Annotated in this window: 16 protein-coding genes; 6 read left to right on the top strand and 10 right to left on the bottom strand. The window is 30.1% G+C overall.

Going from position 1 to position 13,717, the window contains the following annotated elements:
* From OD91_RS09610 to OD91_RS09620, 3 genes are read right to left on the bottom strand one after another with little or no spacing between them, the layout of a single operon-like run.
* Entirely contained in the window at positions 1-387 is a 387-nt protein-coding gene (locus tag OD91_RS09610) for a hypothetical protein (RefSeq protein ID WP_144896169.1), read from the bottom strand.
* On the bottom strand, positions 365-901 hold the full coding sequence (locus OD91_RS09615) for a YceI family protein (protein ID WP_144896170.1): 537 nt from the start codon (positions 899-901) through the stop codon (positions 365-367). The genes OD91_RS09610 and OD91_RS09615 overlap by 23 nt, the downstream gene beginning before the upstream one ends.
* A 17-nt stretch (positions 902-918) precedes the next feature.
* Positions 919-1,260 (bottom strand): hypothetical protein, encoded by a 342-nt coding sequence (locus tag OD91_RS09620; protein WP_144896171.1) that lies wholly within the window; start codon positions 1,258-1,260, stop codon positions 919-921.
* Positions 1,261-1,425: 165 nt separating this feature from the next.
* Between OD91_RS09620 and lepA the strand changes: the two genes are divergently transcribed.
* Positions 1,426-3,222 carry a translation elongation factor 4 gene (gene lepA, locus OD91_RS09625; protein WP_144896172.1) on the top strand — a complete coding sequence of 599 codons (1,797 nt, stop codon included), beginning with the start codon at positions 1,426-1,428 and terminating at the stop codon, positions 3,220-3,222.
* A gap of 52 nt (positions 3,223-3,274) precedes the next feature.
* On the opposite strand, the gene OD91_RS09630 is transcribed toward lepA, so the two are convergent.
* The 7 genes from OD91_RS09630 to OD91_RS09660 all read right to left on the bottom strand — a co-directional run bounded on the left by OD91_RS09630 (position 3,275) and on the right by OD91_RS09660 (position 9,998).
* Entirely contained in the window at positions 3,275-3,538 is a 264-nt protein-coding gene (locus OD91_RS09630) for a hypothetical protein (protein WP_144896173.1), read from the bottom strand.
* An 80-nt stretch (positions 3,539-3,618) separates the two neighbouring features.
* Positions 3,619-4,383: a LytTR family DNA-binding domain-containing protein gene (locus OD91_RS09635; protein WP_144896174.1), complete on the bottom strand. Its 765-nt coding sequence runs from the start codon at positions 4,381-4,383 to the stop codon at positions 3,619-3,621.
* A 4-nt stretch (positions 4,384-4,387) separates the two neighbouring features.
* Positions 4,388-5,395 (bottom strand): sensor histidine kinase, encoded by a 1,008-nt coding sequence (locus OD91_RS09640; protein ID WP_144896175.1) that lies wholly within the window; start codon positions 5,393-5,395, stop codon positions 4,388-4,390.
* Positions 5,379-5,930 carry a hypothetical protein gene (locus OD91_RS09645; protein WP_144896176.1) on the bottom strand — a complete coding sequence of 184 codons (552 nt, stop codon included), beginning with the start codon at positions 5,928-5,930 and terminating at the stop codon, positions 5,379-5,381. The genes OD91_RS09640 and OD91_RS09645 overlap by 17 nt, the downstream gene beginning before the upstream one ends.
* Positions 5,931-5,935: 5 nt before the next feature.
* Positions 5,936-6,709 carry a CPBP family intramembrane glutamic endopeptidase gene (locus OD91_RS09650; RefSeq protein WP_144896177.1) on the bottom strand — a complete coding sequence of 258 codons (774 nt, stop codon included), beginning with the start codon at positions 6,707-6,709 and terminating at the stop codon, positions 5,936-5,938.
* 5 nt (positions 6,710-6,714) lie between these two features.
* Positions 6,715-9,090 carry an outer membrane beta-barrel protein gene (locus OD91_RS09655; protein WP_144896178.1) on the bottom strand — a complete coding sequence of 792 codons (2,376 nt, stop codon included), beginning with the start codon at positions 9,088-9,090 and terminating at the stop codon, positions 6,715-6,717.
* Positions 9,091-9,299: 209 nt separating this feature from the next.
* Positions 9,300-9,998: a zinc metallopeptidase gene (locus tag OD91_RS09660; protein WP_144896179.1), complete on the bottom strand. Its 699-nt coding sequence runs from the start codon at positions 9,996-9,998 to the stop codon at positions 9,300-9,302.
* A 94-nt stretch (positions 9,999-10,092) separates the two neighbouring features.
* Here OD91_RS09660 and OD91_RS09665 point away from each other — a divergent pair, with 94 nt between their 5' ends.
* From OD91_RS09665 to OD91_RS09685, 5 genes are all read left to right on the top strand, one after another.
* A complete protein-coding gene (locus tag OD91_RS09665) occupies positions 10,093-11,139 on the top strand; it encodes an asparaginase (protein WP_144896180.1) in 1,047 nt (348 codons plus the stop codon).
* Positions 11,140-11,375: 236 nt separating this feature from the next.
* Positions 11,376-12,095 (top strand): MotA/TolQ/ExbB proton channel family protein, encoded by a 720-nt coding sequence (locus tag OD91_RS09670; RefSeq protein ID WP_144896181.1) that lies wholly within the window; start codon positions 11,376-11,378, stop codon positions 12,093-12,095.
* An 8-nt stretch (positions 12,096-12,103) separates the two neighbouring features.
* A complete protein-coding gene (locus OD91_RS09675) occupies positions 12,104-12,550 on the top strand; it encodes a hypothetical protein (RefSeq protein WP_144896182.1) in 447 nt (148 codons plus the stop codon).
* A 6-nt stretch (positions 12,551-12,556) separates the two neighbouring features.
* Positions 12,557-13,186 carry a biopolymer transporter ExbD gene (locus tag OD91_RS09680; protein WP_144896183.1) on the top strand — a complete coding sequence of 210 codons (630 nt, stop codon included), beginning with the start codon at positions 12,557-12,559 and terminating at the stop codon, positions 13,184-13,186.
* A gap of 18 nt (positions 13,187-13,204) precedes the next feature.
* Positions 13,205-13,666, top strand: a complete 462-nt coding sequence (locus OD91_RS09685) for a biopolymer transporter ExbD (RefSeq protein WP_144896184.1) — start codon at positions 13,205-13,207, stop codon at positions 13,664-13,666.
* Positions 13,667-13,717 lie beyond the last annotated feature (51 nt).

The raw sequence follows: 13,717 nt of genomic DNA on the forward strand, positions 1-13,717 counted from the left end.
TTATTTAATAATGCATTGATCTAATTTTAATTCTTCTAGTAAATCATCATAGCCAATTACACGTCCTTTTAATGTTAATTGTTGGTTGTTTTCTAAAGCAGAAAAATTTACATCTTCTCTAAATTGACAATAAATTTGATTGCTTAAGGTGATTCCTTTTTCGTCTTTAGAAGTTATAGTTCCAGTAAGTTCTACAACTTTATCTTGCCAAATTGTAGCATTTTCTTGAATTTTAGTCAAAAACACATCAGAAGTTCCAATAAAATCTACAGCTTTTGTTTCAATTTTTGCTGGCGCTTTCATCATATATTTAAATCCGAAAAATCCAACTAGAAAAGCAAGTATTAAAAATAGAATTAGTGTTTTATTTTTTTTCGACAAGCTCATAATCTAAGTTTATGTTAATGCTTTTTGCAATTTTTTTACGAACCACACTCGGTATATCAATCTCAAAATCTTGAGGTTTTACTGAGAAATTAGCTTTCAATAAAATTTTATCTCCAGATTTAGAAAAAGTAGCATCGGCTTCAATTTCTTTTTTTACACCTCTAATAGTAAGTGTTCCTTTAATTTTTTTGTTGTTATTAATATTGTCAATATCATAATCAACAATTTTTCCTCTAAAAGTTGCTTTTGGATGTTTATTAGAATCCATATAATTTTCATTAAAATGCTCTTGCATTAATGCGACTCTAAAACGAAAAGCTTTCATAAATAAAAGAGCTGCAATTTCGCCTGTATCGGTTTTTAAAACTACAGAAGTACTTTTATTAGTTGCCTCTACAGCTTCAAAAGCTTCTACTGAAGCTTTAAATTGTGTTGTTCCAGTTTTAGTAAAGAATTTTTGAGCACTTACGCTCATGCTTACTAAGAAAAGTAAAGAGAATAGTATTTTTTTCATCACTAAGTATATTTAGGTTAATTTTCTAGAAAACCATCAGTTTTCCATTGTTCAATTAATGCTATGGATTCAGGACTCATAGGTCCTGTAATAGGAGGCATTGTTCCGTTTTTAATTCTAGCAATAACATTGCCGTTTTCAGTTGCATTTCTTAACGCTGCATAATTAGATAAATTTAATCCTGCGTCTAATTGAGTTGACGGGCTATGGCAAGTTATAGTGCAGTTTGTTGTAATTATTGCCTTAATATCAGTAGTGTAATTTATTGTTTTTGTAATTTCAATTTTTTCAATAACTGCGTCAGAACAACTGGTTAACAAAGCAAAACAAATTGCTGCTGGGAGAATAATTTTTTTCATTGTGTAGTAGATAGTTTGAATCATAAATATACAAAAAAACTTCAAAAAGTATTTTTTTAGGAATATGTGATATAATTTTTTTAATTGTAACACTATTTTTTTATCTAAAAACTTAGACTAATTAAAGTATATTTGCAGACTAGTTTTAGAAAATAAATTTAACAGATGAAGAATATTAGAAACTTTTGCATTATCGCACATATAGATCATGGAAAAAGTACGTTGGCAGATAGATTGTTAGATTTTACGGGTGCAGTAACAGAGCGTGAAAAGAAAGCTCAGTTATTGGATAATATGGATTTGGAGCGTGAACGTGGTATCACTATTAAATCGCACGCAATTCAAATGGATTATGTACATGAAGGTGAAGATTATATTCTAAATTTAATTGATACTCCTGGTCACGTTGATTTTTCTTACGAAGTTTCTAGATCAATTGCAGCCTGCGAAGGCGCTTTATTAATTGTTGATGCTGCACAAAGTATACAAGCACAAACAATATCTAATCTATACCTTGCTTTAGAGAATGATTTGGAAATTATTCCAATTTTAAATAAAGTTGATTTGCCTTCTGCAAACCCAGAAGAGGTAACTGATGATATTGTTGATTTATTAGGGTGTGATCCTGAAGAGGTAATTCACGCAAGTGGAAAAACAGGTTTTGGAGTAGATAATATTTTAGAAGCAATTATTGATAGAGTTCCAGCTCCAAAAGGAGATCCAGAAGCCCCATTACAAGCTTTAATTTTTGATTCTGTTTATAATTCTTATAGAGGAATTGAAACGTATTTTAGAGTTTTAAATGGTGAGATTAAAAAAGGTCAGGAAATTAAATTTATGGCAACTGGCAAAAATTATTTTGCTGATGAAGTAGGTACGCTAAAATTAGAGCAAGTTGTAAAAAAATCTGTAAAAACAGGTGATGTTGGGTATTTAATTACAGGTATTAAAACAGCAAAAGAAGTAAAAGTAGGAGATACTATTACGGATGCTGCAACACCAACAACAGAAACTATTGATGGTTTTGAAGATGTAAAACCAATGGTTTTTGCTGGTATTTATCCTGTTGATACAGAAGATTATGAAGAGTTGCGTTATTCTATGGAAAAACTGCAATTAAACGATGCTTCTTTAGTTTTTCAGCCAGAAAGTTCTGCTGCTTTAGGTTTTGGATTCCGTTGTGGATTCTTAGGAATGTTGCACATGGAAATTATTCAAGAACGTTTAGAACGTGAGTTTAATATGACGGTGATTACTACGGTGCCAAACGTTTCTTATCACGCTTACACCAAGAAAAATCCTGAAGAAATTATATTATTAAATAATCCAACTGATTTACCAGATCCTTCTAGATTAGAGAAAGTTGAAGAGCCTTTTATTAAGGCTTCTATTATTACAAAATCTGATTTTGTAGGGCAGGTAATGAGTTTGTGTATCGAAAAACGTGGGCAAATTGTAAATCAAACCTATTTAACAACACAACGGGTTGAGTTAATTTTTGAAATGCCTTTAGCAGAAATAGTCTTCGATTTTTATGATCGTTTAAAAACTGTTTCTAAAGGTTACGCTTCTTTTGACTATCATCCAATAGGAATGAAAGAATCTAAATTAGTAAGAGTAGATATTTTACTAAACGGACAACCAGTAGATGCGCTTTCTGCACTTTTGCATGCTGATAATGCCTATACAATTGGGAAGAAAATAGTTGAAAAATTAAAGACTTTAATCCCAAGACAACAGTTCGATATTCCTATTCAAGCTGCCATTGGTGCAAAAATTATTGCTAGAGAAACTACCAAAGCGTTGCGTAAAGATGTTACTGCAAAATGTTATGGTGGTGATATTTCAAGAAAGCGTAAACTGTTAGAAAAGCAGAAAAAAGGAAAGAAAAGAATGCGTCAAGTTGGAAATGTAGAAATACCACAAGAAGCATTTATGGCTGTTTTAAAGTTGAATGATTAAAAAAAATCAGATGAAAATTCCATCTGATCTTTTGTTAAATTGTAATTAATCTTTAAGAGCAATTTAGACCATCAACAACACCTTGAGTTGATATTACTGCAGCTCCTTCCAAACAGCCATTATCTAATAATTTTTGCATGGCAGCTTTATAAGCTCTACAGTTTTCATCAGATTTTTCTGTTCCCCATGTAGTTCCTTTATCTAAAGCGTCTTTAGATAAAGATGTGCAATCTTCATCATTTGTGTCATTATCATCGCTACAAGAAATAAATAGGATGCTAAAAGCTAAAACAATTGGAATAATAATTTTTTTCATAAAATTAAAATTTAGGGGTTTATATTAAGATAATATCTTTATCAAAGAATATGCCAAGAACTTTGAATTAAAATAAGTATTTACTGCTCTAACCACTTTCTAAAGTCAGAAGTTGTAGAAGAGCTGGTCATTACTTTTTCTTTTGTGCCAGTTGTAGTAATTAATAGTCGGTTTTTAAAATGACTTTCTATGTTTTCAATAAAGTCAATATTTACAATTTCACTTCTATTGATTTTAAAGAATTTTACAGGATTCAATTGCTGAAAAATGCTTCCTAAAGTTTGTGAAATTGTATGTCTTTTTCCTGAACTATCTGTAGCAATACAAAAATCTCCAGAAGCTTCAATTAAACTAATTTCAATAACGTTTAAAAGTTGAATCCCTTTCGCTTTTTTAATTACAAATCGTTTTTTATAAGAAGTATTTTCTTCTTTAAGTGCCGATTTTAAATTAGATAGAGTATCAGAATTTAATGCGTTATAGTTTCCTTGAGTAAACAAAGATTGATATTTTTCTATTGCTTTATTAAAGTCTGATTTAGAATAGGGTTTTAAAATGTAGGCAATTCCGTTTGTGTTAAACGCTTTAAAGAGATATTCATCGTGAGCAGAGCAAAAAATAATTGGACAATCTATTGAAACATCATCAAATAAATCGAAAGAAATTCCATCTAATAGTTGAATGTCTGATAATATAAAATCATATTTATTTTGCGCGAGTAATACTTTTCCATCTTTATTTGAACGGGCGATATCATGAGATACTTCTTTACCAAAAAAATTAGTTAAATAACTTACTAATTTTTGATATGCTGGAATTTCGTCTTCGAGAATTAAAATTTTCATAACGCTAGTTTTCTTCACTCAATTTTATAATCGGAATAGAAACAACAAAAGTGTTATTTGCATTTTTGATTTCAACTTTTTTATCAGACAACAATTGATAACGCGTCTGTAAATTTTGTAAGCCTGTTCCTAGACTATCTTTAGTAGGGTTTGTTGTTTTGGAATTGTTAACCGTTAGCCAATCATTTTTTATTGTAATTCTGGTTTTTATTGGTGTATTATTAGCTTTATTGTGTTTTACAACATTTTCTAACAAAGCTTGTAAAGCACCAGTTGGTATAAATTTATCTTTAGTATTTACATTTTTTTCGATAGTAAATTCATAATCATTTCCAAATCGGGTTTCAATTAAAAAAATATAATTTTCTGCAAATTGTAACTCCTTAGAAAGTTCCATAACTTCTGCATCTTTGGTCTGGATTAAATATCTGTAAATTAATGATAATCGATTAATATATTCTTTTGCTTTTTCTGCATTAGAATCTATTAAACTATCTAATGTGTTTAAATTATTAAATAAAAAATGTGGGTCTATTTGAGAGCGTAATAACTTCAGTTCGTTCTCTTTTTGTTCTTTTTCAATTTTTGAAATTTGCGTTTGTGATTCGTAAAACTTCTTAGTTAGTAAAACGCCTAAAGGAAACCCGATAGAATCAGAGCCATTAAAAATAGAATAGAGTATTAAATTAAATGCAGAAGGGAATTTGTCCCAACTATTGCCGCCAGAAATAAACCCCACTACTCTTTCTATAATTCCAATAAAAAGGACTACTAATAAACCCCAAAAAGCGAATTGAATATATTTTTTTTGCTCAACAAGAAATTTTGGAATGATAAAGTACATGAATATTAAAACACCTATATAAGAAGTAACAATAAACATAGGGATATCAACTAAAAATTCTATTAGCTCATTATTTTGATTATAATAATCTAAAAAGTTTAATGCAGCACTTATTACATAAAAGATAACAAGTATAATATAATCCGACTTTTTAAGCTTGGTATTCATTTTTTTGTTTTTTATAAAAAATAACTCCAAAACCAATTGCAGTAATTAAATATACATAAATTAATCTATGAGGTATAAATCTACCAAGGAAGACAATTAAGGTTGCTAGAACAATTAAAGAAACACCAAGTTTATGTTTTTTGAAATAATTGAAACTCAAAATTAATAACCCTACGTTTAAAAAATTAGGGCCATATTTTATAAATGGGTTCCAAATTGAAGGTATTTTAGATATTTGTCCAGCAAATTCACTTCTAACTTCTTGGTTTGGCTGACTCCACCAAATAAAATCTAAAACACACATTCCGATGATGCAAACAATCCCAATTATTATTGTTGGAACACCTAGATATGTGAAAATCGATTTAGGAAATTGCCCAATTTGGGGTGTTAATAAAGCTGCTCCTAAAAATAAAGACCAATGTGCAAAATCAATTGGTTTTAAAGCATAAACAAAATCATTTCCCTGAGCTAATAAAAGTTGCCCGATGGCTTCAAAAATCAGTCCTAAAATAAATATTGGTTTATAATTCATATTAATTATTTTATAGGTACATGTTTTTTTAAAATGTAAATACCGTAAATTAAACAAGGTAAGGTTAGTACTATTGTTAATATGGCGCTTTCTAAATCCATAAGATCATAAACGAATTTCTTTACAGGTTTATTAATTGCATCTAATTTTGCAGCAAAGTCTATTATTGCATGAATAATAATTAAAGGATAAATTCTTTTAATAACTAGAAGTAAATACCCAAACATAAGGCCTATAAAAGTTGCGAAAAATACTTGAGAAATTTCACCATATAAACCTTTGTCAAATTTTATTAAATGTAATAATCCAAAGATTAATGACGATATCAGTACCGCTTTTATTTGTGCCTTTCTATCGTTTCCAAAATATTTAGAAATTAAAGGCAGTAAAACACTTCGGATGCTTAATTCTTCAGAAATCCCAATACTCAAACAATAAATTGCAAGTAAACTTATATTTAAAGTAGTAAAATTCGGAATTGTATCTAAAAATAAAACATTCAATACTACTAGAAATGCTAGCGGAAAAATTATGAGAACTAGTTTTTGAGGTTTTCTATCTGATAAGCCGCCAACGTCTATTAAATCTAACTTTTTTGCCACAAGAAATGATACGACTCCAAAAATACAATTACTTAAGATTTTAAATGTAAGGTGAATGTTATAATCAAATATATCATTGTTGATTAAGTAGGTTTTAATTCCGTTATTAGCTAGTAAGATTAACCCAATAAAAAGAGTGAAAAAAATAATTTGTACTAAGGTTGGTTTGCTTTTCATTTGAATTAGTTATTATCTTGAATTCTATTTTCTTCATCTCTAGAAGAGTTTCTGCTAGATTTTTTCTTGCCAAATTTAGATCCAAAACTATAGACTAACCGTAACTGAATATTTTGTCTTGAACCGTTACTTTCTACTTTAGCGGTACCATTTCCATAATCGATAGTTCCATTAAAACCTCTGTTGAGCATTTTATTAAAGCCTAAGTTAACTTTTAGTTTATCGTCTAAAAACTTTTTACCAAAAGAAAAATCTAACCCTGCCAACCAATCAACTTCAATTTGCCCTTCTAAAGCACCAGTTCCGTAATTTCCACTCATCTCAAAATTAACTCCCCAAGGTAATTTATAGCTTGCTTGGATAAACCAAAAAGTTGCCCATTTAGATAAGTTTACTCCATGAATTGCAGAGGTGTAGCTATTTTTATTGACAATAAAACCTGTATAACCTTCAACTCCTTTTATAAAACTTAACGGTCCAAATATTCTAAAATTCCAATTGGTGTAATCTTCAACATTTACTGCTTGTTGTCTAATTTGAGCTGTAGTATTATCTTGTTTAATTAAATCAAAGATAACATCATTTGTATTGCTATAACCAACAGTAAAAAAGGGTTGGCCTTCATAGGTTAAATTAAATTGATAGTTATTGGTAAATGCAGGTTTTAAATTTGGATTTCCTTCTTCAGCAGAAAATGGATCTAAGAATTCTTGAAAAGAATTTAAACTATTGTAGGATGGTCTTCTAATTCTGTAACTATAAGAAACACTTGCGCCTAATTGTTCATTGAGCTTTCTGCTAACAGAAGCACTTGGAAATATTTTTTTAATAGGTCGTTTTTTTACTTCCTCAACCATTTTTCCGTTTTTAAGAAAAACAGAAGTTCCATCTGTATTACTGTTTTCATAGCGCAATCCACCAGAAAAAGACCATTTTCCAGAAGTGGCGTTTACTTTAGAGTAGGCTGCAAAAATAGTTTCATCAACTAAAAACTGACTACTGCTTGCTTGATCTAAATCGAAACCATTTGCATTATTCTCTAGAAAAGATTGTAAATCACTATCTGTTTTTACCATGGCATATTTACTACCAAAACTAAATTTAAAATTGTCTGAAAATGTTTTAGAATAATCTGCTTTATATGTTTTAATAGTATATTCTCCATTTTGGTTATACTTTCTGTCTATAAAAGGTAGTGTGCTTCCAGTAACATCAGACAAGGTATTGGTGTTATCATTTTTATAATCTATATAATTAAAGTCAATCACTAATTTATCGGTATCAGATTTGTATTCGTAATAAGGATTGATATTAAAGTTATCTCTATCTCTTTCAAAATTGTTTTCAGAAAACAATGTGTTTGTTGTGTTTAAATCTGAAATAATTGTTCTACTACTTGTAATCCTATCAGATTTTCTGGTATTCCATCGTCCACCAATTCCTATAGAATTGTTGTCATTAATATAATAATCAATATTCCCACTTACTCTAAAATTTGTTGGATCGTAAGGTGATTTTGTAATTTGATCATAGGTTTCGCTACCAACCGTTCTTACTAAAAACAAATCGTCTCTCCAAGTTGGTTCAGAGTATCCAATACTAGTTTGCCAATTTAATTTATTCTTATAGCTAGCAATAGACGCTCTAGTTCCGTATTCAAAACCTTCATCTTCGCCAACCCAACCTGTTATGCTTCCATGAGTTCCTAATCGTACATTTTTCTTTAAAATAATATTGATAATTGCTCCAGAACCAGAAGCTTCATATTCTGCGCCAGGTTGTTCTACTACTTCTATTTTTGCGATATTGTCTGCAGGAAAATCACGTAATAAAGTTTCAACGTCCATATATTCTGTGGTTTTTCCGTTGATTAAAATTCGTACACCACCTTTTCCAGCAATTGTAATTCCGTTATTGGTAACTAAAACACCAGGAACTTTTCGCATAACATCTTGTAAATTAGAATTTAACATTTCTGTTTTTTCTAAATCTACAATTAATTTTTCTGCAGTTTGTTTGATGACAGGTCGTGTAGATTTTACAACGACTTCATCTAATTTCTGACTTTCTTCTTTTAAAACAATGTTGACTGTTTTATTTGCTGATAGTTTAAATTCTTTAATCTTTTCAGTTTTAAAACCTAACATAGAAACTTCTATCTTATAAGTTCCGTTAGCAATATTTTCTATAAAATAATTTCCATCATCATCAGAAACTGTTCCTTTAGGAGTTTTTTTACTACCAATTTCATATAAAATAACATTTGCAAATGGTAGGGGTTGATTTTGTTCATCAACAACTTTTCCGCTTATTTTGTTTTGAGAAAAGGAGGATAAAATTCCGAATAGTAAGATAAATAATGTAGTAGTTAATTTTTTCATTACAGATTGTTTTTTTAATAACACTTCAAAAGTGCTCATTTTGTTACAGTAGAAAAATAGAAATCTGCCGAATTGGGATAATTTTCCGATGAACAGATCTTCTTCTCCATTAAATTAAGACGCGATCTAAAGCAATAAAGTTTCCTGTAAAAAAAAATACTCTTAAATTGTAATTAAGAGTATTTAGAATAAATTATATGATACTAGTGTTAATCTCGACCACCTAAAATTTGTAATCCCCAATATAATAACATAGCTAAAGATCCTAGCGCAGCTACTAAATATGTTCTTGCAGCCCATTTAAGTGCGTCTTTAGACCCAGCAAACTCTTCTCTAGAAACCATGTTTTTGTTTTTTAACCAAGCCAAAGCTCTATTGCTTGCGTCATATTCTACAGGTAAAGTAATAAAGCTAAATACTGTTCCCATAGCCATAAGCCCTAAACCAGCAATAGCAATATAAAGACCAATTCCTGCAGCTCCAGAAGCTGCTCCCATAATTAATCCCCCAAAAATTAAATATTGAGAAAATTTAGAAGAAATACTTACAACTGGGACTAATTTAGAACGCATTGTTAGCCATTGGTATGCTTTTGCATGTTGCACAGCGTGTCCAACTTCATGAGCTGCAACTGCTGCTGCTGCTGCATTTCTTTGATTGTAAACACTTTCGCTAAGATTAACAGTTTTATTTTTTGGATTATAATGATCTGTCAACATTCCGGGTGTAGAAATTACTTTTACGTCAGAAATTCCATGATCAGCAAGCATTTTCTCTGCAATTTCTGCTCCGCTCATTCCATTTCTTAACTGAATTTTGGAGTATTTTTTAAATTTTCTTTTTAGTGTATTACTTATTAACCAGCTCACTAAAGAAATTGCACCGATTAAAATATAAAATCCCATCATATTATCTATTGTTTAAAATTTTTTAATCAAATTTGTTTGATAAATTTACAACATAAATTATTCCAAACTGGTTTTGGATTAAAAAAATGTCAAAATGGCAAAGAAACTTACAATTTTACTTGTATATACTGGTGGAACGATTGGTATGATTAAAGATTATAAAACGGGTGCGTTAAAGGCATTTGATTTTAATCAGATTTTAAAGAAGATTCCAGAATTAAAACAGTTGAACTGTGAAATTTCTACTATTTCTTTTGATGAGCCTATAGATTCATCAAACATGAATACCGATTATTATGTTAAAATAGCAGAAATAATAGAAGAGAATTACAGTCAATTTGATGGTTTTGTTGTGTTAACTGGTTCGGACACCATGTCTTATACGTCTTCTGTGATTAGTTTTATGTTTGAGAATTTACAGAAACCAGTAATTTTTACTGGATCTCAATTACCAATAGGGGAATTAAGAACTGATGCAAAGGAAAATTTAATTACTTCTATTGAGGTTGCATCAGCTAGAGAAAATGGCCAACCAATTGTTTCTGAAGTCTGTTTGTATTTTGAATATAAATTATACAGAGCTAATAGAACCACGAAAGTAAACGCAGAGCAGTTTGAAGCATTTGCTTCGATGAATTATCCACCTTTGGCAGAGAGTGGTGTGCATTTATATTTTAATGAACATTTGTTATTTAAATCGGAAGATAAAAATCAACAATTAGTTGTTAGAAAAAAGTTGGACACTAATATTGTAATTCTAAAGTTATATCCAGGGATTACCAAAAAAGTAGTTCAAAGTATTGTAGGAATACCGAACCTAAAAGGTATCGTGTTAGAAACTTATGGCGCTGGTAATGCGCCAACGGAAAAGTGGTTTTTGGAGTTATTAGAAAAAACGATTAGTAAAGATGTTAACGTTGTAAATGTTACACAATGTGCAGGAGGAAGTGTAATTATGGGGCATTATGAAACTAGTATTGAGCTTCAAAAAATAGGTTTGGTTAACGGAAAAGATATTACAACAGAGTCCGCAGTTGCCAAATTAATGTATTTATTAGGTGAAAAACTGACTAAAAAAGAGTTTAAATATCATTTTGAAAAATCTTTACGAGGTGAAATTTCTGATACTAATAAAGTATAAATTGTTAATTTTTAACCCTTAATCTTATCGAATTGCAATTTTTAAAGGTTAAATTTTATAAATCTTGCATAAATTCCTTCCATTTTTTTTTAATGGCTCAACATTTTTTTGTTACTTGGCACTCTCAATAAAACAAAAGGAGATTTCTTAATAAATCACATTTGATATTTTTGTTTTGTTGAAAGTAAAATTTATATCTTTAACCCGTTAACTATTAAAATTTAATTATAACAAAGATGAAAAAAGTAGTAAATATCCTTACTGTAACAGGATTTATGTTTTTTGGAGCTATTCAATCAACTTTCGCACAAGAAGCAGTAGAAGCAGAAACATTTCACCAAATCTTAAAACAACGTTTTATAGAAGGTGGACCAATGTTTATGGGAATTGTATTAGTAGCCTTAATATTAGGATTAGCTATTGCCATAGAAAGAATTATTTATTTAAACATGGCAACTACCAACACTAAGAAATTAGTAGCAAGTGTAGATGATGCTTTAAGTTCTGGTGGAATAGAAGCTGCTAAAGAAGTATGTAGAAATGCAAAAGGACCTGTAGCGTCTATCTTTTACCAAGGTTTAGATAGAGCAGATGAAGGTGTTGAAGCGGCTGAAAAAGCAGTTGTTGGATACGGTGGAGTACAAATGGGATTATTAGAGAAAAACATTTCTTGGTTATCTTTATTTATTGCCTTAGCACCAATGCTTGGGTTTATGGGTACAGTAATTGGTATGATTGATGCGTTTGATTCTATTCAAGTTGCAAATGATATTTCTCCAGCAGTAGTTGCTGGTGGTATTAAAGTAGCATTATTAACTACAGTATTTGGTTTAGTTGTAGCAATTATATTACAGATTTTCTATAATTATATTGTATCTAAAGTAGATAGTATCGTAAACAATATGGAAGATGCTTCAATATCATTAATTGACCTTTTGGTTAAGTATAAAAAATAATAATAAGAATGAATATATCTAAAATATTAACCATTTTAGTTGCAGTCATAGCAGTCATAGGTATCGTCCTATTTGCTAATGTATCTGCAGCTGGTGAAGATGCAGAAGCCCTAAGTGGCGCTGTAGCTCCATTGGTAGGGTTTTCTACGTTGCTATTATATGCAGCAATAGGTGTAACAATAATTCTATCTTTATTAAGTTTAATAAAGAATCCAGAAAATTTAAAGAAAACATTAATGGGATTAGTAGCTTTGGCTGTTGTCTTATTAATTGCATATTTCTTAGGAGATAGTAATGCCGTTTTAAATGCACAAGGTGGTGTAATTGAAGGCGGAGAAGCTGGAGCAGCGTCTAATAAATGGGCAAGTACTGGTATATGGTTTGCAACGTTATTAGGTGTCGTTGGCGCAGGATTTTTTGTTGTAGATTTAGTAAAAGGAATTATAAAATCATAAGTAGTCATGGCAAGAAAAGAAACACCAGAAATTAATGCAGGATCTATGGCAGATATTGCTTTCTTGCTACTTATCTTTTTCTTAGTAACTACAACAATGGATGTAGATTCGGGTATTTCTAAAAGATTATCTGAAAAACCACCAAAAGATTACGTTCCGCCTATTATTAAACAAAAAAATATTTTTGAAGTAAATATCAATAGAAACAACGCGTTATTAGTTGAAGGTAGTGATATGGATGTTAAAGATATTAAAGAGGCGGCAATAAAATTTATTGATAATGGTGGAGGTTTAGGAAAACCAGGAGAAGATGGTACACCGGGATTACCGTGTGATTATTGTAAAGGTGAACGAAGTGCAGAATCTTCAGATCACCCGAATAAAGCTATTATTTCTGTGCAGTCTGATAGAGGAACTGAGTTTGGTACATATATTGAAGTACAGAATGAGTTGCTTAAAGCGTATAGAGAGTTAAGAAATAGATTATGTCAAGAGCGTAACGGAATGTCTTTTACTGAGCTTGAAAAAGCTTATAAAGATAAAAAGACAGATGAGTCGTTGAAGAAAAAAATTGATGCTATAAAAAAAGCATATCCTCAAATTATTTCTGATGCTGAACCTACATCATCTAATTAATTTTTAATATTTAACAATATGTCTAAATTTAAAAAGAAGAAAAAAGGATTACCTGCTGTAAATACATCAGCGTTACCGGATATCGTTTTTATGTTATTGTTCTTTTTTATGGTTACAACCGTAATGAGAGAAACTGAATTGAAAATTGAAAACCCAAAGTTGCCTAATGCTACTGAGATTAAAAAACTTGAGCATAAAAGCTTAGTTAGTACAATCTATGTTGGTAAAGCAAAAGATAAAACTATTGGAGGTGGAGATAAAATTCAGTTAAACGATAAAATTGCAACAGCAAAAGAAGTACCTAGCTTTATTTTTAATGCTAGAACTAAAGTTTCTGAAGCTGAAGTGCCTTATATGACAACATCTATTAAAGCAGATGTAGAATCAAGTGTTGGTACTATTACGGATATTCGTATACAATTAAGAGATGTGAATGCTTTAAAAATAAGTTATTCTGCTAGACAAGCAGCGGAAAACTAAAAATAAAGTTTTTTAAAAATATAAAAAGGTAATTCATTTTTGAGTTACCTT

This window comes from Lutibacter sp. Hel_I_33_5 (genome assembly GCF_007827455.1).
Classification (GTDB): domain Bacteria; phylum Bacteroidota; class Bacteroidia; order Flavobacteriales; family Flavobacteriaceae; genus Polaribacter.